This window comes from Bartonella sp. AC62GZZY, assembly GCF_042196525.1.
Classification (GTDB): Bacteria; Pseudomonadota; Alphaproteobacteria; order Rhizobiales; family Rhizobiaceae; genus Bartonella.
This window is the reverse complement of record NZ_JBHIQN010000001.1, coordinates 40,472-66,256: the sequence shown is the minus strand read 5'-3', so window position 1 is coordinate 66,256 and position 25,785 is coordinate 40,472. Positions and strand designations below refer to the sequence as shown.

The 25,785-nt window shown below is 39.1% G+C and carries 24 protein-coding genes; 7 read left to right on the top strand and 17 right to left on the bottom strand.

Features of this window, described 5'->3' with window-relative positions:
* Positions 1-208: 208 nt before the first annotated feature.
* The 4 genes from ACFIML_RS00360 to ACFIML_RS00345 form a co-directional block, all read right to left on the bottom strand.
* Positions 209-1,585 carry an amino acid permease gene (locus ACFIML_RS00360; protein ID WP_375610429.1) on the bottom strand — a complete coding sequence of 459 codons (1,377 nt, stop codon included), beginning with the start codon at positions 1,583-1,585 and terminating at the stop codon, positions 209-211.
* Positions 1,586-2,034: 449 nt separating this feature from the next.
* Entirely contained in the window at positions 2,035-2,394 is a 360-nt protein-coding gene (locus tag ACFIML_RS00355; protein WP_375609454.1) for a hypothetical protein, read from the bottom strand.
* A gap of 398 nt (positions 2,395-2,792) precedes the next feature.
* A complete protein-coding gene (gene hutH / locus ACFIML_RS00350; RefSeq protein ID WP_375608697.1) occupies positions 2,793-4,331 on the bottom strand; it encodes a histidine ammonia-lyase in 1,539 nt (512 codons plus the stop codon).
* Positions 4,332-5,645: 1,314 nt separating this feature from the next.
* Positions 5,646-6,422: a class I SAM-dependent methyltransferase gene (locus ACFIML_RS00345; protein ID WP_375608696.1), complete on the bottom strand. Its 777-nt coding sequence runs from the start codon at positions 6,420-6,422 to the stop codon at positions 5,646-5,648.
* 420 nt (positions 6,423-6,842) lie between these two features.
* On the opposite strand from ACFIML_RS00345, the gene ACFIML_RS00340 reads away from it, so the two are divergent.
* The 4 genes from ACFIML_RS00340 (at position 6,843) to parE (ending at position 11,325) form a co-directional block, all read left to right on the top strand.
* Positions 6,843-7,469 carry a LemA family protein gene (locus tag ACFIML_RS00340; protein ID WP_375606689.1) on the top strand — a complete coding sequence of 209 codons (627 nt, stop codon included), beginning with the start codon at positions 6,843-6,845 and terminating at the stop codon, positions 7,467-7,469.
* Complete coding sequence (locus ACFIML_RS00335; protein ID WP_375606690.1) at positions 7,469-8,320, top strand: TPM domain-containing protein; 852 nt, start codon at positions 7,469-7,471, stop codon at positions 8,318-8,320. The genes ACFIML_RS00340 and ACFIML_RS00335 overlap by 1 nt, the downstream gene beginning before the upstream one ends.
* A gap of 123 nt (positions 8,321-8,443) precedes the next feature.
* Complete coding sequence (gene lipB / locus ACFIML_RS00330) at positions 8,444-9,181, top strand: lipoyl(octanoyl) transferase LipB (RefSeq protein ID WP_375606691.1); 738 nt, start codon at positions 8,444-8,446, stop codon at positions 9,179-9,181.
* Between the two features lie 77 nt (positions 9,182-9,258).
* Positions 9,259-11,325: a DNA topoisomerase IV subunit B gene (gene parE / locus ACFIML_RS00325; protein ID WP_375608695.1), complete on the top strand. Its 2,067-nt coding sequence runs from the start codon at positions 9,259-9,261 to the stop codon at positions 11,323-11,325.
* 17 nt (positions 11,326-11,342) lie between these two features.
* Here parE and recJ read toward each other — a convergent pair whose 3' ends face one another.
* Positions 11,343-13,127: a single-stranded-DNA-specific exonuclease RecJ gene (recJ, locus tag ACFIML_RS00320; RefSeq protein WP_375687110.1), complete on the bottom strand. Its 1,785-nt coding sequence runs from the start codon at positions 13,125-13,127 to the stop codon at positions 11,343-11,345.
* A gap of 295 nt (positions 13,128-13,422) precedes the next feature.
* On the opposite strand from recJ, the gene rplM reads away from it, so the two are divergent.
* The 3 genes from rplM to ACFIML_RS00305 all read left to right on the top strand — a co-directional run bounded on the left by rplM (position 13,423) and on the right by ACFIML_RS00305 (position 14,607).
* Positions 13,423-13,887 carry a 50S ribosomal protein L13 gene (rplM, locus tag ACFIML_RS00315; RefSeq protein ID WP_375606694.1) on the top strand — a complete coding sequence of 155 codons (465 nt, stop codon included), beginning with the start codon at positions 13,423-13,425 and terminating at the stop codon, positions 13,885-13,887.
* Between the two features lie 2 nt (positions 13,888-13,889).
* On the top strand, positions 13,890-14,375 hold the full coding sequence (rpsI, locus tag ACFIML_RS00310) for a 30S ribosomal protein S9 (RefSeq protein ID WP_015856545.1): 486 nt from the start codon (positions 13,890-13,892) through the stop codon (positions 14,373-14,375).
* Positions 14,376-14,529: 154 nt separating this feature from the next.
* Entirely contained in the window at positions 14,530-14,607 is a 78-nt protein-coding gene (locus ACFIML_RS00305) for a hypothetical protein (RefSeq protein ID WP_375606729.1), read from the top strand.
* Between the two features lie 78 nt (positions 14,608-14,685).
* On the opposite strand, the gene ACFIML_RS00300 is transcribed toward ACFIML_RS00305, so the two are convergent.
* The 12 genes from ACFIML_RS00300 to ACFIML_RS00245 form a co-directional block, all read right to left on the bottom strand.
* Complete coding sequence (locus ACFIML_RS00300; protein ID WP_273724078.1) at positions 14,686-15,051, bottom strand: response regulator; 366 nt, start codon at positions 15,049-15,051, stop codon at positions 14,686-14,688.
* A gap of 607 nt (positions 15,052-15,658) precedes the next feature.
* Positions 15,659-16,033, bottom strand: coding sequence for a helix-turn-helix domain-containing protein (locus tag ACFIML_RS00295; protein ID WP_375687108.1), 375 nt, complete (start codon positions 16,031-16,033; stop codon positions 15,659-15,661).
* A 148-nt stretch (positions 16,034-16,181) separates the two neighbouring features.
* Positions 16,182-16,412, bottom strand: coding sequence for a hypothetical protein (locus ACFIML_RS00290; protein WP_375607550.1), 231 nt, complete (start codon positions 16,410-16,412; stop codon positions 16,182-16,184).
* Positions 16,413-16,528: 116 nt separating this feature from the next.
* Complete coding sequence (locus ACFIML_RS00285; protein ID WP_375630758.1) at positions 16,529-16,756, bottom strand: hypothetical protein; 228 nt, start codon at positions 16,754-16,756, stop codon at positions 16,529-16,531.
* Positions 16,753-17,415 carry a lysozyme gene (locus ACFIML_RS00280; RefSeq protein WP_375687106.1) on the bottom strand — a complete coding sequence of 221 codons (663 nt, stop codon included), beginning with the start codon at positions 17,413-17,415 and terminating at the stop codon, positions 16,753-16,755. The genes ACFIML_RS00285 and ACFIML_RS00280 overlap by 4 nt, the downstream gene beginning before the upstream one ends.
* A 63-nt stretch (positions 17,416-17,478) precedes the next feature.
* Positions 17,479-17,808 carry a hypothetical protein gene (locus ACFIML_RS00275; RefSeq protein ID WP_375614666.1) on the bottom strand — a complete coding sequence of 110 codons (330 nt, stop codon included), beginning with the start codon at positions 17,806-17,808 and terminating at the stop codon, positions 17,479-17,481.
* Between the two features lie 9 nt (positions 17,809-17,817).
* Positions 17,818-21,687, bottom strand: a complete 3,870-nt coding sequence (locus ACFIML_RS00270) for a hypothetical protein (protein ID WP_375687104.1) — start codon at positions 21,685-21,687, stop codon at positions 17,818-17,820.
* Positions 21,688-21,704: 17 nt separating this feature from the next.
* Positions 21,705-21,938 (bottom strand): hypothetical protein, encoded by a 234-nt coding sequence (locus ACFIML_RS00265; RefSeq protein WP_375687102.1) that lies wholly within the window; start codon positions 21,936-21,938, stop codon positions 21,705-21,707.
* 9 nt (positions 21,939-21,947) lie between these two features.
* Positions 21,948-23,081: a phage tail protein gene (locus tag ACFIML_RS00260; RefSeq protein ID WP_375615467.1), complete on the bottom strand. Its 1,134-nt coding sequence runs from the start codon at positions 23,079-23,081 to the stop codon at positions 21,948-21,950.
* 7 nt (positions 23,082-23,088) lie between these two features.
* Positions 23,089-24,102 (bottom strand): phage tail protein, encoded by a 1,014-nt coding sequence (locus ACFIML_RS00255; protein WP_375607492.1) that lies wholly within the window; start codon positions 24,100-24,102, stop codon positions 23,089-23,091.
* An 8-nt stretch (positions 24,103-24,110) separates the two neighbouring features.
* Positions 24,111-25,112, bottom strand: a complete 1,002-nt coding sequence (locus tag ACFIML_RS00250; RefSeq protein ID WP_375687100.1) for a phage tail protein — start codon at positions 25,110-25,112, stop codon at positions 24,111-24,113.
* Positions 25,113-25,124: 12 nt separating this feature from the next.
* A complete protein-coding gene (locus ACFIML_RS00245; RefSeq protein ID WP_375687098.1) occupies positions 25,125-25,775 on the bottom strand; it encodes a transglycosylase SLT domain-containing protein in 651 nt (216 codons plus the stop codon).
* Between the last annotated feature and the right edge of the window lie 10 nt (positions 25,776-25,785).

Here is a 25,785-nt window from a genome sequence, read left to right as displayed (position 1 = left end):
GATAGCACAGCTCACCATCAAAAAACGCCTAATATTTATATGATTTGGTCGTTACCGTAAGCAATGGCTCACAAAAACTTCCAAAGCAAAATAATAACGAACAGATTTTTTCAATCTAGATTGTTCTAACCTTTAGAGAATAACAATCAAACACCTGTTTTCCTGATGACATCAGCTATTTGTTTTGAGTTTTATCTCTATTCACATTTTATTGCTGTTTCTTTTGCTTAAAATTATAAAGTTTAAGTACATAGAAACAAACAACAAGCCAAGCAATCCAACTAACACCTATAATTAAAACCGGTCGTGTCTCATCAAAATACCATAAGAGAATAAAAATAAAAACCATAAATAAAATAGAAAAAATCGACCCTATTGGCCAAAATGGAATGGGAAATTTTAAACCATTCTGTGCTTCTTTAGGCATCTTAATTCGCATAGAAAATTGTGAAAGTAGAATCATCATCCAAACAAAAACTGTCGCAAATGTTGCCATTGCGGCAATAAGAAAAAAAAGCTTTTCATGATAAAAATAATTAAGGAGAGCACCAAGAAGAAAGATACCGAAGATCATCAAAATAACAAAAACTGGTATACCATTTTTTGATAAATATTGAAACTTTTTTAAAGCATAACCTTCCTGCGATAAACCATGGATCATACGACAAGCACCATACATTCCACTATTCATTGCTGAAATAGCCGCTGTAACAACAACAATATTTAAAATATTTGCTGCATACGAAATCCCAAGATTTTCAAAAATAGATACAAAAGGGCTATCCATAAGACCAATCTCATTCCAAGGATAAAGAGACATTAAAATAGCTAACGTCATGACGTAAAAAAGCAAAATACGAACTGGAGTAGAATTAATTGCCTTTGAAATCGTTTGATGAGGGTTTTGAACTTCCATAACTGCCATGCCAATAATTTCTATGCCACCAAAAGCAAAAACAACAACACTAAAGCAAGCTAAAAAACCAAACCAACCATTGGGAAAAATACCACCATTTTTCCATAAATTATGAACAGTAACGGTAGAAAAATCTGCACCTTCACCCCACCCCCAAAAAATAATTGCTATTCCTAAAATAATCATCGCAATGATAGCTATAACTTTAATAGAAGAGAGCCAAAACTCTAGTTCACCATAGACTTCTACAGCAGCTAAATTAATGCCTGTGATGATTAATGTAATACTCAGTGCCCATACCCAAGGAGCAACATCAGGATACCAAAAACCCATATAAGTCGCAAAAGCTGTAATATCAGCCAAACCAACAAGAATCATCTCAAATACATATGTCCATCCCGTTAAAAAACCTGCTAATGGTGATATGTAATTTGCCGCATAACGAGCAAAAGAACCAGGCAATGGATTATGAAGTATCATCTCTCCTAGAGCCCGCATAACCATAAAAATAGCTAAACCAGCAATACAATAGGCAATCAAAACACTGGGACCCGCAAGCTTAATTGCCTGTGCAGACCCATAAAAAAGACCTGTTCCAATAGCAGAACCAAGAGCTAAAAAAATAACTTGGCGCTTACTCATACCCCGTTTCAGTTCATTTATTGCCATTTCTTTCCTTACTTTTTGAAATGCTGACAATCCACACCACGATAACAGCCCTATGATAAATAAAGCCTCATGTTTCTTTCACAAATATATTTCAAAAAACATCGAAGACCAGCCAGTCCAACACTTTGCTCTAAACAATGAAAAAATACTTTTATTGCGAATTATTCAGCTTTTATAGCCTACAATTTCGTATTATTTTATTCAAATAAAGTGATAATGAATTTTTTCACAATTGTCATTTAATTCATTTCGTATTCTCTAGTTTTTTACAGAGAAAATTAACCTTAATGTAATCTAAACTTTTAGGCTTCTATTTCGGTGCACTGAAATAGAAGCCTAAAAATTCATAACAAACACATTAACTATGCATAAAATTAATTTTTTGTTACTTTAAGCAAACTTTCTTTGAGCCCATAAAACAAACTTTTTATGCCAATTGAATAGCTCAATCAATGATAATACGAATCTCGCAAGTCTTCAAAAGCATGAGAAAATTTATCTACAACCCATCTTTTAAGGACTCCAGCTGTCTTAACGACAAGCTTTCCAATGAAAAAAAAATATACGATAAAAAGAGCATCTTTGATTATTGGTCCGATGATAGCGTTCTCATTACCTCTGGGAATTTGCCCTGAGATAGCAATAAAATCTTTGTTTTTCGCTGAAATAAGAGGCTCTTTCTCTTGAGCCACTATCATAATGAAAACTTCCTCTGGAAAGCTAGCTCTCCTAAAATTTGCATGAATCTCAAGAATTTGAGAGAAAAAAAGAACTGTTATTGAAACACATAATTTAGCACTTTTAAACATTCTTTTCTCCTTTTTTATTTTAAATATCAAAAATGAACTATAAAATTCATAAAGTATTAAAAATAAGAAGAATATAAAATAAAAATTTTATATTTACTTGATACAATACATATATCATAATTTATATTTATAAAAATATAATATCACGAATATATAATTCGTATATATTATTTAACTTATATTAAAATTTCTGATATAAATCAGAAAATATAGGTGCTTTAATTTTATAGTTTCTATAAAATAACAAAATATCTAGTTAACTACAAAAATCAGATATATACAGTAATAAATATACATTTTATTAAATAATTCAAATATAGTATTGCTCCTCTATATTTTCATATGAGAAAGTTTCAAAATTCAATATCCCCCCTTCAGCATTGACCTTAAAACAAATACTATTGAAAACTTAATGAAGGAAAAATTGTTTCTGGTAAAACAGATAATAAATGTCCTTCACGCACAAGTATATGTACTCGATGAAGATCTGGAGCCAGATAGCGATCTTCCTTAAGAGAAGCAACATTTTTTCGTAAACATTCCATAACAGATTGCAAAAAAGTACTTGTTTTTAAAGGTGCACGATATTCAATTCCTTGTGCTGCAACAAGCGTTTCAATGCCAATAAGTGTAAAAAGGTTTTCACTCATGACCAATAACCGACGAGCGCCATGGCAAGCCATTGAAACATGATCTTCTTGATTAGCTGAAGTAGGTGTTGAATCAACGGAAGCAGGATAGGCCATTTGCTTATTTTCAGACATTAAAGCTGCTGCTGTTACTTCAGCGATCATAAAACCTGAATGAAGACCTGGATTATGCGCTAAAAAAGCTGGAAGTCCATAAGAAACAGCTGGATCAACCATAAGAGCAATACGCCGCTGAGAAATAGATCCTATTTCACACAAAGCAAGAGCGATCTGATCAGCAGCAAATGCTACAGGTTCTGCATGGAAATTCCCACCTGATACAACCTCACCATTCCTTAAAATCAAAGGATTATCTGTAACAGCATTTGCTTCAATAATAAGTGTTTTTGCTGCGGCTAACAAAATATCAAAACATGCCCCCATCACCTGTGGCTGGCAACGTATACAGTAAGGATCTTGTACACGCTCATCACCCCGTAGATGTGCTGCACGAATTTCTGAATTCTCTACAAGTTTTTCTAATGTTTTCGATACGGCAATCTGCCCATAATGTCCTCGTAAAATATGGATATCAGGATGAAATGGCGCCGTTGACCCCATGAGGGCATCTGTTGTCAAAGCTCCTGCCAGCAATCCACCACACAATGCCCGATAACCTCGAAAAAGACCGGCAAGTGCAAGGGCTGTTGAGGTTTGAGTCCCATTAATAAGAGCGAGACCTTCCTTTGCCTTTAAAATAATAGGCGACAATCCCGCTTTTTCTAACGCAGCTGCTCCACTCATACGAATATTTTTAAAAAATGCTTCTCCCTCTCCCATCATAACAGCCGCCATGTGAGCAAGTGGGGCGAGATCACCGGAAGCACCAACAGACCCTTTTTCAGGGATGACAGGAATGACGCCCTTTGCAAGCATATTTTCCAGCAAATTTATCAATTCTAGACGAACCCCTGAAGCCCCTCTTCCTAAAGAGATAAGCTTTAAGCTCATTATCAAACGCACAATATTTTCTGCTAAAGGTTCTCCCACCCCACAACAATGGGACAAAATAAGATTTCTCTGTAAAACAGCAACATTGTCCGTATCAATTTTAATGGAAGCCAATTTCCCAAAACCAGTATTAACACCATACACTGGCTTACTTCCAGCAGCAATTTCAGAAATGCGCTGCGCTCCTTTCTCGATAGCTAAATGCGTATTATTATGAAGTTTACCCACTTCTCCATTAAAATAAATATCTTTAAGTTCACTAAGCGTTACCTCGCCCGGTTTTAGTGTAATCATCATGATTTTCTTTCTTCGTTCATTAAAGTACAATGCTTAACATTATTGATCTTTCTATAAAACAAAAAAAACTATAACGACTCTTTAAAGCGATAATGCTTTCTTAAAGGTATTCCTTACAATGGAGTCATTATCCAAAAGTAGAATAGTTGACGATAAATGAAAATGAAATATTGACAAGCACAACCAAAGTAATGGATTTCAAAAATAGATAACACTTTAATTTATAATCATAATCTAGCATGCTGCATATTAAATGAGAGAGCTGAATATCTTAAAACTCTCTCATTCCAAATCTGTGTATGTTGAATAAATCAAAACCATTCGCTTGCACGTAATAAGCGAGATTGGCGTATGGATAAAACTGTAAAAAAGGACTAAAAACTCCTCTTATGAACCGTGTCAAGGGCTGTCGCAACATTGGGAGATGAAAGTGTGGATGGTGCAGGCTTATTCTTTTATGAAGCGTAAAGATGGAAAACTCAATGGATTTATTATCAAGCTATTCTTACTAAACTTATAAAAACCTTAAATAGATAGCTGTCACAATCTATCATGATTGCAAAAATCAAACTCTATAGAAAATTAAAAACTTATTCAATACATCACAACAGAGAAGAAATTGAGCTTATTTGCCACTTCTAAAATTGTATTTAAAGCGCCAGATTAAACCTTGAAAAACACATCTTCAATAAAACCACATAAGACTCGGCCTAACCCGTTATTTAAAATAGAAAATAAAAGAAGTTTTCTTATATCAAAAAAAATAATTAATATATTGTTTTATATTATATCTTTTAAAAAGAGAAATGCTTCATATAGCATATTTATATTTTACTTTTTTGTTATACTGAATCTAAATTTAGAGATAATTTCAAAATGAGTTGTTTTTTTAAGGTTCTTCCAAGCCATTACTTTTTTACTACAAATTTCTGATTATGATAATTTTTTGTACTTTTTCAGTTATTTTTGTCAAAATTTATTAAAAACACTCTCATTTAATAATAAAAAGCAATCATAAAAACAAAGAATTATCAAACATTTCTATTCAATCTACCTCTTTCCATTTTATAAAATAATCTGTTGTTAAACTGCAGTAAAGAAAGCGCTTCGATGCTATAATGCAGAGCATAAGTTTTCTATTTAAACTCTCTCATATTAAATGAACAATGAAAATCAGCGGTAATAAGATGTCAATGTGAATGCTGAAGAAGAAAAAACCTTTCTCCCTCAAAGTCTGCCTTAATAATGCGTTAATTTTCTGAATACCGCCCACTCTGATGTGCTAAAAGAGCAAAAGCAATCATCGATATCGGATTATCCTGCATACATATAGAGCTCACTTCGATACAAAATCTCCAAATTGCCTTGCACTTCATATTTCTTTATCAATGCGACCAATTGCCGCAAATATTCTTTTCCATGGCTCGCAATAGCGCGTTGCGCTTGCGTTGAAGAGCGGCTCATTCCAATAAAAGATTCAGACGAGATCATCATCGTCCAATTATGCGTATGGAAAGAAATTTTTTCTGCTTTTACCCCAAAGCCATCACTCATTTCCTGTAAAAAATCAAAATTACGATAATAACGGGAATAATTTGGACTCATCTTCTCTAACAATGTCTCATAAGCCTCTAGAAATTCGCTATGCTTGAAATCACGATTATTTTGAATAACCGCCATGACACCATTGACCCGAAGTTGATCTGAAATAACGCAAAGCAATTTAGGGCGATCCATCCATTGAAATGCCTGCGCTGCAACGATAAGATCTACCTTGCCTATTTGAGGCAATAGATCTTCGGCTCGGCCCTGATACCAACGCACGTTCGGAAATTTTCTTCGTCCCTGCTTAATCATATCTTCCGATACATCAATAGCATGATATTGGTGCTCGTTGCCTAAAAATTTAACAATCCCCTCTAATGCGATGCCTGTCCCAGCGCCTACATCCACGATGGACAAATTCTTTTTGTTCTTAAAAGGAAAGAGCATGGTCTTAAATAAAGTAAGGGGATAGCGAGGACGATAGCGATTATAATCATCAGCCAATCCGTCAAATTTTTCACTTTGCTGTTGGACACTTTCTATCATAGAACTTTGTCTCTCCTTACAGTTGCTGATATACATAATTAAAAAGTATTTTTATCCAATACGTTAAGCATAACTTCTAAAGGAAGAAAATAAGAACTGCCCTTACCTTCTATTTTTCTATAAAATTGATCCTTACATTTTTCTCTTTTCCAATTATTATCTGCACGTTGCGAAATCCAAAACTCCTACGAAAATAATATAATTTTCTGTAATAATAATTGATATAAATATTATTGATCTTTTATAAGATGACATCTATATTACTATTATTATTTTAATATCAACAAGTCACTTAAGCGTACCTAAAACGCATAGAGATATCAATTTATTGATAAATACGCCTGTTTATAAATTTCAAAATACTTTCCACCAAGAAAAAAGACTCTATATAATACATAAAATATCTGTGGAGACATCTTTATGTTAAATGTACAAACTTCTTCAATGTTTAGAATATTAAAACGATTTTCAATTATTATTTTTTTGGTATGGTTAGTGCCATTTTTAAGTGGTTGCGGATTCAATGCGATACCAACAAATGAAGAAAAAGCACACGCCGCATGGAGTGAAGTGCTCAATCAATATCAACGTCGTACAGACCTCATCCCTAATCTTGTAGAAACAGTTAAAGCTTACGCAGCTCATGAACAAAGCGTTTTCACAAATGTAATTGAAGCACGTGCTAAAGCAACGCAAGTCAATATTAATGCAGATATGTTGAATAATCCAGAAATTATGCAGCAATATCTCAAAAATCAAGCAAACTTATCAAGTGCACTTTCGCGGCTTATGGCTGTTGTTGAAAACTATCCGGATCTTAAAGCAAACCAAAACTTTCTTGCTCTTCAGTCACAATTAGAAGGAACAGAAAACCGTATTTCCGTTGCGCGCCGCGATTATATTGAAACAGTACGTGCCTACAATACTGCACTCAAAACAATGCCGACGATGATTTGGGCAAAGTTATGGTTTCGCGATGCTAAACCCATGCCAACTTTTACCATCGATACAGATAGCCAACAAACACCAAAGGTTAATTTTAATTAATGAAACTATTTCGATACTCTTTGCAACGTATTGTATTTCCAAAATTATGGGCTTTTATCTGCTCTCTGTATTTAGTTGCTGCATTGGGAAGTATCGCTTGTTCGCAAATAAAATTTCCTCATTTAACAGGGTATGTTAATGATGTAGCTCATTTGCTCGATAATGCAACCAAGGAAGACTTGATAAAAAAACTGGCAGCACTCGAAGAGAAAACGGGAGATCAAATTGTTCTTGTCACACTCCCTACTCTTTCGGGCAATGATATAGAAACATACAGCAATTCTCTTTTTCGTACATGGGGATTAGGCCAAAAGAAGATCAATAATGGTGTATTACTGGTCATTGCACCAAATGAACGCACAGCACGTATCGAAGTAGGCTACGGTCTGGAAGGAGAACTAACAGATGCCATTTCTTCTGTCATCATTAATAGCTTCATGATTCCTAATTTTCGTGAAGGAAATTATCAAAAAGGGATTGTCGAAGCGGTTCATGCAATTATCAAAGTAATCACACAAAGTGATGCTGATTTTTCTTTTCGAATCAATCAAAAAGCTAAAGCTGTTGAAGAACAACGTAAACAAGCTGAAAAAGAAGAAATGATTATCAATACAATCATGTTTTTCATTCTCTTTATAGTCGTTGGTTTGCCCATTCTTGCAATGATTTTTGGTAAAAAAGTAGGCCCACAAAAGTATCTTTGGATGGGGATTATCTTCACACCTTGGTTTCTTAACTTAAGTGCCGGTGGCAGATATCCTGGTGGAAAGTTCGGAGGTCCTCGAGGTGGAGGGGGATTTAGGGGTGGTGGTGGATCATCAGGTGGTGGCGGTGCAACAGGAAGATGGTAAAACGAGCATATAACGATTTTTTTATAAAATTCATTGCACTTCTTATAAACTATCTCTTAATTTTATTCTTTTTTTATTTTTCTGATTACAATATAAACTCAAACATCAAGATAAATATTACTAATGACATTTGAATTGAAACATACGGATCGTAATCACTTATCACATCATTTTAATGCAATTCTAGGCAATCCACCAGTTGAATGGAAGATAAGTGATCATCTAGTTGAGTATCCTGAAGCTCTGCGTTATATGCAAGAACGTGTAGAAAAAATTCTTGCAAAAACCGCACATGAACAAGTTTGGCTTCTTGAACACCCTTCCCTTTATACAGCGGGGACGAGTGCCAACAAAAAAGATCTTTTAGCACCCCATTTATTCCCTGTTTATGAAGCAGGACGTGGAGGTGAATTTACATATCACGGTCCAGGACAACGTATTGCTTATATCATGCTTGATCTTAAACGCCGAAAACAAGACATTCGTGCTTTCATTAGTGCATTAGAAGAATGGATCATACAGATGCTTGCAAATTTTAATATTAAAGGCGAACGACGAGAAGATCGCGTTGGTGTCTGGATTAAACAGCCTCATTGCCCATCAAAACAAAATGATCTTTCTTCTGAAAATAAAATTGCAGCTATTGGCATTCGAGTGCGCAAATGGATAAGCTTTCATGGAGTTTCTATCAATGTTAATCCTAATTTAGCCCATTATTCAGGAATTGTTCCTTGTGGAATTACAAACCATGGTGTAACAAGCTTTCTTGATCTAGGGTACTCTGTAACAATGTATGATATTGATATCGCTCTCAAACACGCTTTTGAAGAAATTTTTGGTCCAACAATTGATGTTTCCTAAGTGCATTGATTTTTAAATAAAAAACAGGCATAAAATTTATTTTAATAAATATTTTATGAGGTGGATAGTTAAACGCTATGAGCGATAACAACAAGGATCTTTTTAGTGTTTTAAATAAAGCCCAATCTCGGGTAAATACAAAAGAAAGCACTCTGCAGTCTCCAATGAAATCAAAAGCGATGATTTCAAAAAAAAGTGCGAAAGATATGCAAGAAGATGACTATAATGCTCTCTCTATTCGAGTACTTGAGGGGTTAGAGCCCGTACGTTTACGCCCTGGAATGTATATTGGTGGAACAGACAGTAAAGCACTTCATCATTTATTTGCCGAAATTATTGATAACGCGATGGATGAAGCTGTTGCGGGTTATGCAGATTCTATTGAAGTCTCATTAGATAGGAACGGTTATATAACCGTTACAGATAATGGACGCGGTATTCCTGTCGAAAATCATCCTCAAATGCCTGAGAAATCTACTCTTGAAGTTATTATGACACAACTCCACTCAGGCGGAAAATTTGATGGAAAAGCTTATCAAACTGCTGGTGGGCTTCATGGAGTAGGAATTTCTGTCGTCAATGCTCTTTCTGATGATATGGAAGTTGAAGTTGCACGAGAACGAAAACTGTACCGCCAACGTTTCTCACGCGGTATTCCTCAATCTGGATTGGAAGATCTGGGAGATGTTTATAATCGTCGTGGTACGCGCGTTCGTTTTCATCCTGATCATGAAATTTTTGGTGAAAAAGCAGCTTTTGATCCAGAAAAAATCTATAAGATGACATGCTCCAAAGCCTATCTTTTTGGTGGCGTAAAAATTCGCTGGTGTTGTGATCCCGTCATACTTGAAGGCGCAAAAAATATTCCTGAAAAAGCTGTTTTTCATTTTCCCGATGGGCTTAAAGACTATTTACTTGCGTCACTAAAAGATGAATATCGAGTAACGTCAGAAATTTTTTCTGGCAAAACACAACAAAATAACGGCCATGGCTGCGTTGAATGGGCGATCGCTTGGCATGGTGGTGATTCTTGTGTGCAATCTTACTGCAATACGATTCCTACAGGAGAAGGCGGAACACACGAAATAGGATTACGCCAAGCTCTTTTGCGTGGATTGAAATCCTACGCTGAGTTAATAGGAAACAAGCGCGCAGCAATTATTACGTCTGACGATATTATGATTTCAACAGCCGCAATACTTTCAGTCTTTATCAGTAACCCTGAATTTGTTGGACAAACAAAAGATCGATTAGCAACCATTGAAGCACAGCGTATCGTTGAGAATGCAATCCGCGATCCTTTTGATCATTGGTTAGCAAATTCCCCACAAGAAGCAACAAAACTTCTCGATTGGGTTATCGAACGTGCTGAAGAACGTGTTAGACGACGCCAAGATAGAGAAATAAGTCGAAAAACTGCTGTCCGTAAATTACGTCTGCCCGGTAAACTTGCAGATTGTAGCCAGAACCATGCTTTGGGTGCTGAACTATTCATTGTTGAAGGGGATTCTGCAGGAGGATCTGCTAAACAAGCAAGAAATAGAGCAAACCAAGCAATTTTACCTCTTCGTGGTAAAATCTTAAATGTCGCTAGTGCTGCACATGAAAAAATGAACTCAAGCCAAACAATTAGCGATCTTATCCTTGCTCTTGGATGTGGAACACGCTCCAAGTATCGTGAAAAAGATCTCAGATATGAACGTATTATCATCATGACAGATGCTGATGTTGATGGTGCTCATATTGCGTCACTGCTCATTACCTTCTTCTTTCAAGAAATGCCTGACCTTATTCATCAGGGACATTTATATCTTGCCGTCCCTCCCCTTTATAGAATATCGCAAGGAGGAAAAGTTGCTTATGCTCGTGACGACATTCATAAGGATGAATTGCTCAAAACTGAATTTACTGGAAAAGCTAAAATCGAAATCGGGCGTTTTAAAGGGCTGGGTGAAATGCGCGCAGAACAACTTAAAGAAACGACTATGCATCCTCAAAAACGTACATTGCTTCGTGTTTCTATTGATGCCGTGGAAATACAAGAAACGAAAAAGACTGTAGAAAGTCTCATGGGAACAAAACCAGAAGCACGATTTCGTTTCATACAAGAAAACTCTACTTTTGCTTCTAATCTAGACATCTAATATAAAAAATATCCCTTTCAAACCACTGCGGCTGCGTCAATCACGCGCAGTTGCGGATTGATCGTTCCATTCCAATAATTCAAACTAAGATGACCAGCTAAATGAATCATTTCACCAATATTTTCAAAAAGAAAATCACCAAGTGATGTCCCTACAGCACGAAAAGCTATTCCTTGTAGTTTTTTTCCTTCAACATTAGATACAATGAGGCGAAGATGTCCTTTACCAACTTCAGATAGATTCACCAGTCGATGAGAGGGAAGAACAAAAACAGGTGTTGCATTCCCTGCCCCAAATGGCCCTGCTTTTTCAAGCAATTCAAACAGCGCTTCATTAACACCGGAAGCAGAAAGAGAACCATCTATACTAAGAGATTTTTTTGCACGCAACTGTGAAACCATTAAAGAAACTTTTTCTTCTAGCCATTTTCGAAAAATTTCAATTTTTGTTGATTGAATTGTAATTCCTGCTGCCATACTGTGTCCCCCTCCTTTTTCTAATAAATTTAATGTAACAGCTTCACGAACGAGTGCTCCTAAATCTATACCATTAATTGAGCGTCCCGACCCTACGCCATTTCCATCTTCTTTCAAAGCAATAGCAAAAACAGGACAAAAAAAACGCTCTTTGAGACGGGAAGCAAGAATACCAATAATTCCCGGATGCCATTCTTTATGAGAAATTACAAGCGACAATGGTATTTCTTGATCTTGATAAAGAGAAGTAATATAAGATTCCGCTTGTGCTAATTGAATGTTCTCCATTTCTTGGCGTTCTTGATTAAGCCGATCTAATTGTTCTGCTATTCTGTCCGCTTCATCTTTATTCTCACAACTAAGCAAACGTGCTCCCAAAGCTTGATCACCAATGCGCCCTCCTGCATTAATTCTAGGACCTAATAAAAAACCTAAATGAAAACTATTAAGCGGCTCCCCTATTCGTGCAACCTTTGTTAAAGCTGTTATTCCTAGATTATGCATAGAACGAGCAACTTGCAGCCCTTTTATCACAAAAGCACGGTTAACCCCCTGTAATGGAACAACATCACATATGGTTGCCAATGCAACAAGATCAAGCATACTGAGAAGATCAGGCAGTTTCCCTTTGAATTGTTTTTTCCGCAGTAAATGATGAACCCAAGCTAATGTAACAAAGACAACACCCGCTGCACATAAATGACCCTGTTCAGAAAAATCATCAGGACGATTAGGATTAACAAGAGCAATAGCTTCTTGATGAATCTCTGACATTTGATGATGATCTAAAATCACAACATCAGCCCCAGCAAGCCTAGCTGCTTTTACGGCATCTGGACTGTTTGCGCCACAATCAACAGTGATAATTAACCGAGCGCCTTCTTGCACAAGCATCCTCATTGCTTGTTCATTCGGACCATAGCCTTCAACAATACGATCAGGAATATAAATTTTGACTTCAATACCAAAATAACGAAAAAAACGCGCTATAAGTGCCGATGAACAAGCACCATCAACATCATAATCACCAAACACAGCAACCTGTTCTTGATTGAAAAGAGCCTTAACAATACGCTCTGCAGCGCATTGCATATCCCTAAAACTTTCTGGATCAGGCATAAGCGTACGCAATGTTGGATTAATAAAAGCAACAGCCTCAGCTTCATCCACATCTCTTGCTGAAAGTACTCGAGCTAGCTGATCTGGAAAACCAAATTTTTGAGAAATAGCGCGCGCATTATTTATCCCTTGAACATCAAGGGCATCTAACCAAGCTTGACCACAAGCAGAAGATTCAACATTGAGAAAATAACGAGGCGACTGCATTATTGTTTATTTTATAATGAAGAACGATAAAATACAATCATGCGTTAAAGATAAAATAGTCTTTTGCAACATTCATTTTAAATTTAAATGATCCACAAACTTCTTTAATATGGTATTATAATACCTCTCTCATAACATGCTGTTTTATAAAGTTTTTATTTTCTCTTGACGTCAATCAAAAGACATTATATCAGAGCAAGTAGTATGCGTTAAATATTTCGCTATGGTAACAATTTTCAACGCAAAACAGTAAAAATTCCCTTATATTAAAAGGGTTCTAATAAAGGATACTTCTATGGCAACTTTTTCACAAAAGCCAACTGAAGTGGTGAAAAAATGGGTTATTATTGACGCAGAAAACCTTGTTTTAGGTCGTCTTGCCACATTTGTTGCGAACCGCTTACGTGGCAAACATAAAGCTACATTTACTCCACATGTTGATGATGGTGACAACGTTATTGTCATTAATGCAGATAAAATAGCTCTCACTGGCAAAAAATATACGGATAAAAAATATTATTGGCATACCGGCTATATTGGTGGAATAAAACAACGTACAGCACGTCAACTTCTTGAGGGGCGTTTTCCCGAACGCGTTATTGAAAAAGCGGTAGAACGTATGATTCCTCGTGGGCCTCTTGGTCGCCGTCAATTGAAGAATCTGCGTGTTTATGCTGGAAACCAACATCCACATGAAGCACAACAGCCTGAATCTCTTGACGTTGGTGCTTTAAACCGCAAAAACAAAAGGATTGCTTGATTATGGCTGAAATTAATTCTCTTTCTGAGCTTAGCATAGTAACAAGTATTACAGAAACACATGAAAATGTTGTTCCTGTTCACGTGCAAAAGCTTGATTCACAAGGACGTGCTTACGCAACAGGAAAGCGTAAAGACGCTGTTGCACGTGTATGGATTAAACCAGGTTCTGGAAAAATCACGATCAACAATAAGGAATTTGACAAATATTTTGCTCGTCCTGTTCTTAGAATGATTCTTCGTCAACCAATTGTTGCAACAAATAGGGATACCCAATTTGATATTATTGCAACCGTTGCAGGCGGTGGTCTTTCCGGACAAGCCGGTGCAGTGCGCCATGGCATTTCCAAAGCTTTAACCTATTACGAACCAGAACTTCGCTCAATCTTGAAAAAAGGTGGGTTTCTTACCCGTGATAGCCGTGTTGTTGAACGTAAAAAGTACGGTAAAGCAAAAGCACGTCGTTCTTTCCAATTCTCAAAGCGTTAATTTCAATTTTTGCAATGCATAAAGCCTCGGACAAAAACGGGGCTTTTTCCCCTACTAAAACAAACTTTTAGATGAATGTAGGAACAAATCTATACCGATTAGAAAAAACAAGAATGCAAAACAATCCCTTCTCTTAAGATAAAAGGCAAGAAAAATAGACCGAAAAAATTCAAAACTTCAGTTTCAATTTTTAAAATCTGTTTTACTAACTTGTAATATATCCACGTGCTGAAGCACAAAAATATTTACGCGACAACTTTAACAATCTTATAAGCTTTTCAATGCTTTTTCTATCACCACTTAACAAGCTTTAGTCCAAGAAATGCTTTACCATTGTGATAAAATGAGGGACAGAAATAGGCTTTGACATATATTCTTCACATCCACTGGCACGAATTCGCTCCTCATCGCCTTTCATAGCAAAAGCTGTTACAGCAACAACGGGGATTGATCGAAGTTCTTCATCTTCTTTTAATTGTTTAATAACATCTATTCCAGAGACCTCTGGCAACTGGATATCCACAAGGATAAGAGATGGCATTGATGAACGCGCCAAATCTAATGCCATAAGACCATTACGCGTTTCAACGGTTTCATAACCACTCGCTTCTACAAGATCGCGAAATAACTTCATATTAAGCTCATTATCTTCCACGATCATGACTTTTTTTGACATTCGTATAACTCCACCCTTCTCAGATAAAATAGAGAAATAGAAATGAATTCACATTCTCTTTGCTTAAGATAAAATGATAAAATGAATTGTAAACCACAAAGAGATTAAAAGATTCCAATAAAAGCATTTTTGCAAATATTTGTAAGACGCATCGCTATACTTATTCAGTTCATCAACATAAAACCCACAAATAGTCGTAAGATTGTGTGACCTTGTATTTTTTGAGTTGATATACAAAGTTTATGGATATCTCAATTAATGCATTCGCGTTTTCATCATAAAAAAATATCAACCACAAACTTAGCTAAAATGCGCATTTTGAAGAGGAAAAAATTTAAGTAAATTTAAAAAGCAACTGATTAGCTGAATTTAATGCACCATATACTGGCATCCACAAAACAATATCTTAATGATATAAAAGGATAAACTTATCAATGTCATTAAGATTAAAAAAAATAAATAAACCGTGATTAATTATCACGATTTATTTAATATAAAACATTCAATAACAGAATAATATATAAGTTTTATGTAAAAATAACTTGCTGTATTTATACAGCTTTTTTACAGTGAGGGACGCGTAAATAAAAGTTAGGGAATAGGATTTTTAACATTTCTCTATAAAGCACGCTTCGCACAATGTTTCTAATGTTTCTTTGAAGTCTGCTAACGCTTCTTGATGTAAGCCATCTAAAAGTCTCATAAACGCAACAACAGTTTCACGTTGCAACGGAGTAGAAGGCTTTATGATGATGCTTTTTCGACATGCATAGGCTTCTTTTTTTAAGAGAGAAGCCTTCTCTTTATCTAAACCGTAAAGCTCTATGATCTTTTCCTCCAGTCCTACAGGAACAGATTTTTTGCCAATCTCGACAGAAGATAAAAATGCTACAGATATGTCTAATTTCTTAGCCATATCTAAGAGGCGTTCGGAGTGATCAATGCGAAGTTTCCGTAAAATTTTACCAAAAGATGTAACCATATAAAAAGTCCTATTAGAGAAGAAATATTTTCTTCTGATTCTAACAAATCTTTTTATGATTTTCTTCAGTTATTACGAATCAAGAGTTCTTTTCGGGGTGGTTTTTTAGCAAAACCAGAGGTCCAAAGGATCGCTATTCTAAGATGTTCTAACTTTTTGTTATCCATCTTTTAAGATGTAAGAAGCTATTCTCTATGGCGTCCACAAAACGGGAAAAATCTATTACAAACATAAAGAGAATGAAGGCAATCCACTTCATGATTCGTGACATCATCTTTAAGCCTTGATAGGTCTCTATCATCTCATGAAGAAGCTGTTGTTCTGTTTCTGTAAGATCTTTATCTTTGCTGCTTCGTTTCTTGACCATCTTTCCAACCACATAAATGGGCTCCCTGCTTGTTATGCTTCAAAATATCTCTTGCAAGGTTGGAACTGATGACCTCAACATCCTGATTATCCAAATAAATGGGCAACCAGCCACCACAAGAAACAGACCTATTTGCCGCGCACCCAACGAGAAAGTTCAGAGCGCACACCACCATCACTTTTTTGATTAACTTCATTTTCTACCTCAAGACGGGTTGTTGCTGTCTTTAAAGCATTCTCTGTTTGCTTTTGCCGTTCGCTTTGCTTGCCAAGCTGAAACGCCTTGGCTAAAGCCATAAAAAAAACGGCTAAAGCCGCTGTAAACATAAGAGAATATTTCTTTAGCCAAAAAATCATAAGCGTTGCTCCCGAAAACGCTTGGCGACAATCACTATGCCCGTTACAGCCGCTAAAACCATGATGCCTGCTAATGCCCATTGCACCGGACCATTGCCTGCTAACAAGCCACCAAAACCAGAACAAGACCCTATAATCGGGGCAAGCGCTTCTATCTTTAAAAGACCGCTTGCTGTTTTCGTTTCTACCCTTTGATAATTCGAAGAAACATAAGCCCCTTTTACCCATAATCCCGCTTCTGCTGCTCGACGGTTGGCTAAACCCGCAAGAGGCTTCCCACCGACCTTATTCCATTTCTGTAATTCTAAGGGTACGGCTTCATAATCCCCTTGATTAAGCTTCTTCAACAAGGTTGACTTGCGAAAAGCTGCTGTTCCTACATTATAGCAAAATGAGACCAATGCCGCGAATTGGCAATCCGTTAACGAAACCGTCACCGATTCCTCTACCGTCTGCTCAAATTGCTTTAAGTCTTCACAAAGGATTTCTTCTGCTTGCTTTTGCGTAATACGCATGCCTTTTTTGACAAGGGGGTGACCCGCATTGCTGGTGTGACCATAACCAATCGTCCAGATACATGCCGTGTCTCTATATGCCTCTAAACGCAATCCTTCCCATTGTTTGATAAGCTCTAATCCTTCTTGCGATATCTTTCTCATCTGACGCTCCATAAAAAAAGCCCCACAAAAGTGGAGCCGGATAAAAATGTTTTCTTATGATCTCTATTGACTATGCTCTTTGATCAGCTGCTCGACTTCTTCAACACGAAAGCCAAGTTGAAAGAGCGGCGCATAGTCGCTTTCCTGTAATTCATACTGACAACGCTTTTCTACAAAATCACCATTTGAATCAAACGGTATTTCTGTTGTTCGACAAACCTTATGCGTATCATCTTCTACCCCCTCTTCCCCTTCACTGAGTTCTTTGACAAAAAACCAATAAAAACGCGTTGTCAAAAGCATCTCTAGCCTTCTTACTGTTTCAACTTTGTCAAAAGAAAGCATGTTCAGATAATCTTCTTTGCTATTTAAATGTTCTGGATATTCTATCATCTCTCCCTCCTAAACAAAATGACGCGTATGGCTACATCCACGCGCCGCAACTTGTTCATTTCCACCATTGACGATCATGGTGGCTCGAGTAAAACGCCCATTATCCGTTGTATTACTCCAGCTACCACCCCCTAACAATGCTCTCATTTCAAACGTATTTTGCGTAAGGCTTATGGGTATAGGAAACGTGCCCGATAAAAATTGCCAAACATAACCGCAACCATCCTCACAACCGATATGCGAGATCATTCGACGATTCGCCGTATCCTTATATCCACCTGAAACCTTAGAGGTTGGTTCTTTCTTGCCAACAATATGTGTCTTTTCATTGCTTCCATACATAGCAGAAGCAAACGCTTCATCACTCAGTAAAGATTTTTTAACACGCGCCATATCTGTTACATGTTCGGTATAATTACGGTTTGTTGTTATATTGGTACGATACATTGATTTCGTATTTTCACCCGTCCCTGATTGAAGATAAATATCAACCCAAAGATCTTGCAAAGGATCATAAACCATACCTTCTGGTGAACTATGCGGACGGTGATTGAGACACCAAACTGAATTGGGTAAAATATCCCCTGCTCTATAACCAGACAATGAATGACCGGAAATCGTACCAACATCCGCACAGAGCGTATGGAACCCTCCTATCTTTCGCGAATTACTCACTGTGTAATTCCTTGGATACGTAGAGTTTTCTGATAAAACAAATTTATGAGACTGTCCTCCATCAGAAACCAAATAAACATAATAATCCTTCCCCGCCGAAATAGAAGAAACGTTTATTATTGTATCTGCCGTATAACTTGCAACCAAAGTATCATTGCCTAATGCCAAGGTTATACGCGTTCCTTTCTTCAATGTGAGTTGTTTTTTCCCTGTCGCAACAAGAAAAGGGGTGGAAATTGAAAAAACCGTTAAATTGGACTGTTTCAGTAAATTGTTTACCTCTTCCGCTAGCGCTTTTGCCTGTGAAGCTACTGTATGGGCTGTTGTTGCCGTTGCTAGGGAATTCTTGATCCCTCCAAGCTCTTGTTTCGTCGTATCGGCTGTTTTTTTGGCTTCTTCTGCTGTCCTTTTCGCTCTATCGGCTACTTCTTTGGCTTTTTCGGCTTCGCTCTTGGCTTGATAGGCTTGTGAATCTGCCGACGCGGCTTTTTTCTTGGCTTCTTCGCCTGCCGTTTCTGCTAAACTTGCTGTAAGCTTAGCACTATCTGCTGTTTCATTCGCTTTGTGGGCTTTATTCCACGCTGCATTCGCTGTGCTTTTTGCATTTTCCACCTCACTACGCGCTTGCGTCGCATCATGTCTTGCATAACCAGCAGACTCCTTGGCTTCCTTGGCTATTTTTTGTGCCTCTTCCGCTTCTTCTTCTAAAGACGCGGCTTTCTTACCCGCTGTTTCGGCTGCCCTCTGCGCCTCTCCTGCTATATATTTTGCATTACTCGCTATTTCCTTGGCTTTTTCTACTTCATTCTTGGCTTCATACGCTCGGTCATCGGCTTTCTCTGCTATTTTCTTGGCTTCTTCACCTGCCATTTCTGCTAATCTGGCTATAGTCTTAGCGTTATTGGCTGCTTCATTCGCGTCGTAAGCTTTACTCCACGCTTCATTCGCTGTGCTTTTTACTTTTTCCACCTCACTACGCGCTTGCTCCGCATCATGGTTAGCATAACCTGCTGTCTGTTTGGCTTCTTTAGCTATTTTTTGTGCTTCTTCTGCGGCTGCTTCTAAAGACGCGGCTTTTTTACCCGCTGTTTCTGCCGCTTTCTGTGCTTGTTCTGCTGTATATTTTGCACTATTAGCTATTTCCTTGGCTTTCTCTACTTCACCCTTAGCTTCATACGCGTAGTTATTGGCTTTCTCCGCTATTTTCTTGGCTTCTTCACCCGCTGTTTCCGCTAATCTTGCTATAACCTTGGCGTCCTTCGCTGTTTCATTCGCGCTGTGGGAATTACTCCACGCTGCATTCGCTGTGCTTTTTGCATTTTCCACCTCACTACGCGCTTGCTCCGCATCATGTTTGGCATAACCTGCTGTCTGTTTGGCTTCTTTTGCTATCTTTTCAGCTTCACCCGCTACTGTCTCTACCTGTGATGCCTTCTTTTGTGCACCATCAGCTACCTTCTTTGCCTCTTCGGCTATAGACTTCGCACTACCTGCTACTTGTTTTAGACCATCCAAAGCACCTTTCGTTTCTTCTGCTACCTTCTCTGCTGCTTCCGCTTTACTCTTTGCTGCTGTAGCTATACCCTTCAACGCCTCCACACTCGCTTCACCTGCCGTTTCTCCTGAACGCACCGATGCTTCTGCTGCTACCTTCGCTTCGTTGGCTATTCGTGTTGCTTCTGTTGCACTCTGTTGCGCTTGATCGGCTTTCGTCTGTGCACTATCCAACGCACTTTTGGCTTCTAAGGCTGTCGCTTTGGCGCTCCTTGCTTCTTCTTTTGCTTCTTCTGATAAGCTTTTTGCACTAGAGGCGGTTTGACTTGCTTGTTCACTCGTGGATTTCGCTTCAGTCGCAACAGTCTCTAAATTTTCTGCTTTAGATTTCGCATCGCTAGCCTCTTTTACAGCTTGCTCTACTTTCGCTGTCGCCTTATCAACGGCGCTTTTCGCTTCCTCCGCCAAACCCTTCGCCTCAGATGCCGTACTCTTAGCTTCTCTTGCTTCTGTTAATGCTGTAGTCGCTGTAGATTTTGCTTCATTCGCAACTGCCTCTACACTTTCGGCTTTAGCCTTTGCTGTTTCTGCTGTCTCCTGTGATGCTGCTGCCAACCGTTTTGCTTCTTCTGATAATGTTTTAGCTGCCTCAGCACTCCCTTTCGCATCATTGGCTATACTAGATGCCCCGCCCGCTGTTGTTTTCGCAGAAGTCGCTTCTCTTAATGCCTGTTCTGATGCCTTTTGCGCCTCTGTAGATGCCGTATTCGCTTTTTCCGCTAAACCTTTCGCCTCTTCTGACGTGCTTACAGCTGCCTCTGATTGTGATTTGGCTTCTCTTGAAGCTGTTAATGCTGTCTCTACTCCCGCTTGTACTTGTGAGGCTGTTTTTGTGAGTTCTGTAACAGAAGATGTCGCACCTTCTGATAACTCTTTTGCTTGTTCTGCAATATCCTTGGCATCATCGGCTGCCTGTTTGGCTCCATCTGCCTTTAGACTTGCTTGCATGGCTACAGTCTTAACTTCATGACACGTTGCTACCGCCGTCGCTGCTACTTGCGTCGTCTCTGTTGCTGTTTGTGAAGCTTCTCTTGCTGTTTGTTCTGCACGCGTTGCAATGGTCTTCGATTCATCGGCTAACCTCTTGGCTTCGGTCGATAAATTAACAGCATTCTCACTGCTCTGTTTGACCTCTTCAAAACGTTGTAATGCCGTAGCCAATGAACCTTTCGTACTATTGATTTCCCCTGAGGCTCTATCGACTGCTGCTTTTGTCTCTTCTGCCATGCGCTTCGCTGCATCAGAAGTATTCTTGGCTTCTTCTGCTAAGCCATTGGCTGTATCCGCTGTCTCTTTCGCAAAGCTAGCCGTTGTCGTCGCTGCTTTAGCTTCTTCCTTCGCTTCATGAGACGTCGTAAGCGCTGTTGTCGCTGTTTGAACTGTTTTCGTCACTTCGCTAAGCGCTTGTTCCGAAACCCTCTTCGATTCTTCTGCAACCTGTTGCGCACCATTCGCACGCGACATGGCTTTTTCTGCTTCTTGACGTGCATTAACAACCTGCTCTAACGGCGCAAAGGTTTCATACGAATACAAAGAGGCCGTCCCTAAAAGCTTCGGAACAACAACGCTGTCTTGCGAAGTCCCTTCTCTGATTTCCTCTTTCGTTGCAACAGGTATCAAATATTCATGTTCATGATCGGGTATCTTCATCTGTTTTATTCCTTCATTCAGAGGGCTTCATCCAATGAACACTCTTTCAAATCTTCAAGCTCTTCGCTTAACGCCTCTAAGCGCTTCTCTAAATCTTTCAGTGAACCATCAAGCTCTGTTTTCAAAGCGGCTTTCAGTAAATCAAAAACCCCATGAAGAGGCGCATGCACAAAACCTCCCCCCGAATACAAAACGACCCGTACTTGAGACGGGTCGCTAAGCTCTGATATTGCAAACGGTTTTAATGACATTTCAACTCCTCATGTCTTGATCCCATAAATTACACTCACATTAACGGGGCGCGTTTCAACACCACCAACCCTCTCTGCCATGAGATGATGTTCATGATGCTCTCTGTCATTCAGACCGTCTGTTATAGGCGTTGAATAATATAAAAAATTAGCAAAGGGACTCCTGATAAACCAAGGTAAACGCGGCGGCTTGTCTTTTTCTGTAAACCAAAAGGGAGTCTCTACCTGTGGACTTCCTGCTATTTGGTCAAATTCTTGATTACACTTGTCCAAAGCATCCCCACTCAAACCTACACACTCTTCGTCTATAGCTCTCTTGCGCCTTGTCACGCCCGCTTCAGTAGAAGAAATATCCCGTTTCTTTCGAGAAGAAAGACCTTCTGATGACGCGGGACCTATAAAATGTTCATGCGCTTTTAAAGAACAGGGTTGTATACTTGCAAAAGAACGCCAAGGGTCTAAATTGCGTTCATTATCAAGTCCCCGTAAAAACATTCCTCGAAAATCGGGAACATTAAATGTCGTGGCGCCATCACCTTCTCCCCACGTCGTCCCTATTACTTCAAACAAGGCTCTATACGTTCTTCGCGAATAAGCCTTCCCATCACATGGCAACCAACCATCTGGCAAGCGCTCCATTGCAAACGGTCCTATCAGACCGGAAGGTAAACGTTTTAAGGAAGAAACTTTGCCCCTTGTCGGATTGAGAATTTGCCAACCAGTTATATCTTCATCGTAAATAACGGTATAAAGACAGCCATCTTGTATCTCTCCTCCCGATAAGGCTAATAAACCGGTTTCTGTCGCCTTATAAACGGGCTTACCAGCTAAATTATTTAAAGCAATTGTTGTCGCCCCAACATTCTTGCCCTTCGCTTTAAAACAAACCGATATGCCATTCTTATACTCTAAAAATGCCGATTGGCTTAGAAGCCTTATCACGCTCGTCTTTTGGTTATTATCAACCGTCACAATCCCTTCAAGCACACCCCCCGTATCCGATAAATACTCACTTACCCGTTGCATCATAAAACGAGCGCTATTATTAACCGTGTTAGGGTGCTGTCCCTCTGACCAATTAATTAAAGCATCAGCACCACCATTCTCAGATGCCGTTAAAGACCAATCATAAATCGTGGACATCTAAACCTCACATCTTGATTCCAAACACAACACTCATATTAATCGGGCGCGTCTCACTTACACCTGAACTTGCCAATGCAACATCGCGCATATGAAGGTGGGAATGGGGAAAGGCGAGCTTATGGTGCACGCGTATATCCTCTGCTCTCACGCCCAAACGTTCAGCAAGCTTCAACCTTTGCTGGTCATTCAACACATATCCCCAGATGATCGTCATATCACCATGCCAACTCTCTTCCTGATTTTCATCATTCAAAATCGTAAAGGATTGACCCCCATGGTCATGCTTTCTCATTGCGTCATTTTGTAAAGTGCCAAGATAACGAAAGCGGTCTATCTCGCGGTCATCATCAACACCTCGTAAAAAAACACCACGCAAATCGGGAACATTAAACTTCGTCCAACTATCAGCGCCTCCCCACCTGATCCCTATCGCTTCATAAAGAGCAGGATAATCACTACGCAAATAAGCCTTCCCATCACAAGGCAACCAGCCATCTGGCAAAACTTGCATCCCAAAAATCCCTATCGTCCCTGGTGGATAAACGGGAATAACCGGCTCTTGTGATAAAGAGAGAGGCGTAGGATTTAAAACTTGCCAAGCATGATCCCTATAAACCAAGCTATAAATGCATCCCCTTTGAAGCTCGCCCCCAGATAAAACACGAATGCCTAATTCCGTCGCCTTGTAAACAGGTTTAGCCGCCAAATCATTCAAGGCAATTGCGGTTTCCCCAACATTCTTGCTCTTCGCTTTAAAACAAATTGATATCCCATTCTTATACTCTAAAAATTGCGATTGGCTTTGAAGTCTTATCAACGTCGTCTGGTGTTCAGTATCAACCGTAAAAGTGCTTTCAATCACACCACTCGTATCCGATAAATATTCACGCACACGCTGCATCATCACACGAGCACTATTATTCAGACTACTAGGACGTTGTCCTTTTGACCAATCAATCAAATCATCACAATAGGCATTCAAGGAGGCATTTAAAGACCAATCATAGATCGTCGACATCTTACACCTCATGTCTTAATCGCAAACAGAACACTCACATTTACTGGACGCGTCTCGCCTTCACCAGTGCTCTCCAAAACAACCTCTTGGTTCTCATCAAGAGTATGAGAACTTACAATGTAGCCCCCTAAATTCTCACGCTCTATGCCCATAAAATTCGCTAGAGAGCTCCCCCCAAACAAGCCTAGACGATAGCCCAACACATCCGTCGTATTCCCATCCCAAAAGTTTTCGTTGCTGGTAAAATGAGACATCGAAAGGCTCTGTCCTTGATGTTGATGCGACTCGATTAAATCTGTTTGCACACTTGCAAAAGAACGCCCCTCATCAATATTGCGCCCTACATCAAGCCCCCGTAAAAACATTCCTCGAAAATCGGGAACATTAAATGTCGTGGCGCCATCACCCACGCCCCAAACCGTTCCTATCGTCTCAAATAAATCACCATAATCACGACGCAAATAAGCCTTCCCATCGCAAATTAACCAATCCTTTGGAATCCCGCGCATTCCAAACGTTCCTATAAAACCCGTGGGATAAAGACTGCTTTCTTCTACTAAAGGGAGTGAGGTAGGATTAACAAGATGCCAATGATCTCCATTATAAAACAATGTATAAATGCACCCTTGTTGGATTTCCCCTCCCGATAAAAGCGATAAACCCGTTTCCGTTGCCTTATAAACCGGCTTGCCATCTAAAGCATTTAAGACAATCGTGGTCGCTCCAACATTCTTACCCATAGCCATAAAGCGCAAAACAATACCATTCTTATACTCTAAAAACTGTGAAGTGCTTGCAAGTCTTATCACACTTGTTTGTTGGACATGATCATTTGTAACAATGCCTTCAAGCTCTCCACCCGTGTCTGACAAGTATTCCTTTATGCGCTGCATCATCACACGGGCGCTCGTGTTCACACTGCTAGGACGCTGTCCTTCGGACCAATCAATCAAATTATCCACGCGCGTATTATCCGACGCTCTAAGCGACCAATCATAAATCGTTGACATTTCTCGTGAATCCTAGCTTCTGTAAAACGGTCCGTAAAACGCCCGCATGAATGGCGTCATCAAAGGATTATCATCTTCATCACTCTCTTCTTCTTCCGAAGCCTCTTCTTGTGATGCTAATAATGCCCGTAAAACCTCTAACAAGTTGTCTCTATTTCTAATGTCACCATGCGCTGTAGGACTTGCTCTATGAGGCTGCCCACCATACATCTGTAATACACGGTTGACAAAATCACTTGCACGCATAGCGTTGTTTCCACCATTCAAGCCAACCGCATTGCTCCCAACAATTTGCGCCGCATTGGCATGGGGATTTTGAAGAAGCCGCGCGGCTCCTCCTGCTCCTTGTTGATGGGCTAAATACAACTCCGCTTCACTAGGCGCTCTTCCCAAAAGGCGGCTTAAATGATTGCGATTATCAAGCGTCAACCGCCCCATGGCATCAGCTGCTTGTATGGGGTCAAAACGATCCTGCAAACCATATTGTTTGGCGGTGCTGTCTATAAATTGATACAACCCACCAGCAGAAGAGCGGGGATTCCTTGCATTCGGATTGCCTCCACTTTCCACTTGCGCAACACGGTACAAATAACTCTCTGGCAAACCATAACGCGCTGCCGTTTGCCGTATCGCTTGATCGACTGAAGGACTATAACGGGTCATAGCCTAATCT

Bases quoted from the DNA above. Each gene is read 5' to 3' on its own strand.
- ACFIML_RS00300 (WP_273724078.1), bottom strand. From the start codon at position 15,051: ATGTCAAAAAAAGTCATGATCGTGGAAGATAATGAGCTTAATATGAAG.
- ACFIML_RS00260 (WP_375615467.1), bottom strand. From the start codon at position 23,081: ATGTCCACGATTTATGATTGGTCTTTAACGGCATCTGAGAATGGTGGT.
- ACFIML_RS00295 (WP_375687108.1), bottom strand. From the start codon at position 16,033: ATGGTTACATCTTTTGGTAAAATTTTACGGAAACTTCGCATTGATCAC.
- ACFIML_RS00275 (WP_375614666.1), bottom strand. From the start codon at position 17,808: ATGATAGAATATCCAGAACATTTAAATAGCAAAGAAGATTATCTGAAC.
- ACFIML_RS00340 (WP_375606689.1), top strand. From the start codon at position 6,843: ATGTTAAATGTACAAACTTCTTCAATGTTTAGAATATTAAAACGATTT.
- ACFIML_RS00245 (WP_375687098.1), bottom strand. From the start codon at position 25,775: ATGACCCGTTATAGTCCTTCAGTCGATCAAGCGATACGGCAAACGGCA.
- ACFIML_RS00355 (WP_375609454.1), bottom strand. From the start codon at position 2,394: ATGTTTAAAAGTGCTAAATTATGTGTTTCAATAACAGTTCTTTTTTTC.
- rpsI (WP_015856545.1), top strand. From the start codon at position 13,890: ATGGCTGAAATTAATTCTCTTTCTGAGCTTAGCATAGTAACAAGTATT.
- parE (WP_375608695.1), top strand. From the start codon at position 9,259: ATGAGCGATAACAACAAGGATCTTTTTAGTGTTTTAAATAAAGCCCAA.
- rplM (WP_375606694.1), top strand. From the start codon at position 13,423: ATGGCAACTTTTTCACAAAAGCCAACTGAAGTGGTGAAAAAATGGGTT.
- ACFIML_RS00335 (WP_375606690.1), top strand. From the start codon at position 7,469: ATGAAACTATTTCGATACTCTTTGCAACGTATTGTATTTCCAAAATTA.
- ACFIML_RS00360 (WP_375610429.1), bottom strand. From the start codon at position 1,585: ATGGCAATAAATGAACTGAAACGGGGTATGAGTAAGCGCCAAGTTATT.
- lipB (WP_375606691.1), top strand. From the start codon at position 8,444: ATGACATTTGAATTGAAACATACGGATCGTAATCACTTATCACATCAT.
- ACFIML_RS00280 (WP_375687106.1), bottom strand. From the start codon at position 17,415: ATGAGAAAGATATCGCAAGAAGGATTAGAGCTTATCAAACAATGGGAA.
- ACFIML_RS00255 (WP_375607492.1), bottom strand. From the start codon at position 24,102: ATGTCGACGATCTATGATTGGTCTTTAAATGCCTCCTTGAATGCCTAT.
- ACFIML_RS00285 (WP_375630758.1), bottom strand. From the start codon at position 16,756: ATGATTTTTTGGCTAAAGAAATATTCTCTTATGTTTACAGCGGCTTTA.
- hutH (WP_375608697.1), bottom strand. From the start codon at position 4,331: ATGATGATTACACTAAAACCGGGCGAGGTAACGCTTAGTGAACTTAAA.
- ACFIML_RS00250 (WP_375687100.1), bottom strand. From the start codon at position 25,112: ATGTCAACGATTTATGATTGGTCGCTTAGAGCGTCGGATAATACGCGC.
- ACFIML_RS00265 (WP_375687102.1), bottom strand. From the start codon at position 21,938: ATGTCATTAAAACCGTTTGCAATATCAGAGCTTAGCGACCCGTCTCAA.
- ACFIML_RS00270 (WP_375687104.1), bottom strand. From the start codon at position 21,687: ATGAAGATACCCGATCATGAACATGAATATTTGATACCTGTTGCAACG.
- ACFIML_RS00345 (WP_375608696.1), bottom strand. From the start codon at position 6,422: ATGATAGAAAGTGTCCAACAGCAAAGTGAAAAATTTGACGGATTGGCT.
- recJ (WP_375687110.1), bottom strand. From the start codon at position 13,127: ATGCAGTCGCCTCGTTATTTTCTCAATGTTGAATCTTCTGCTTGTGGT.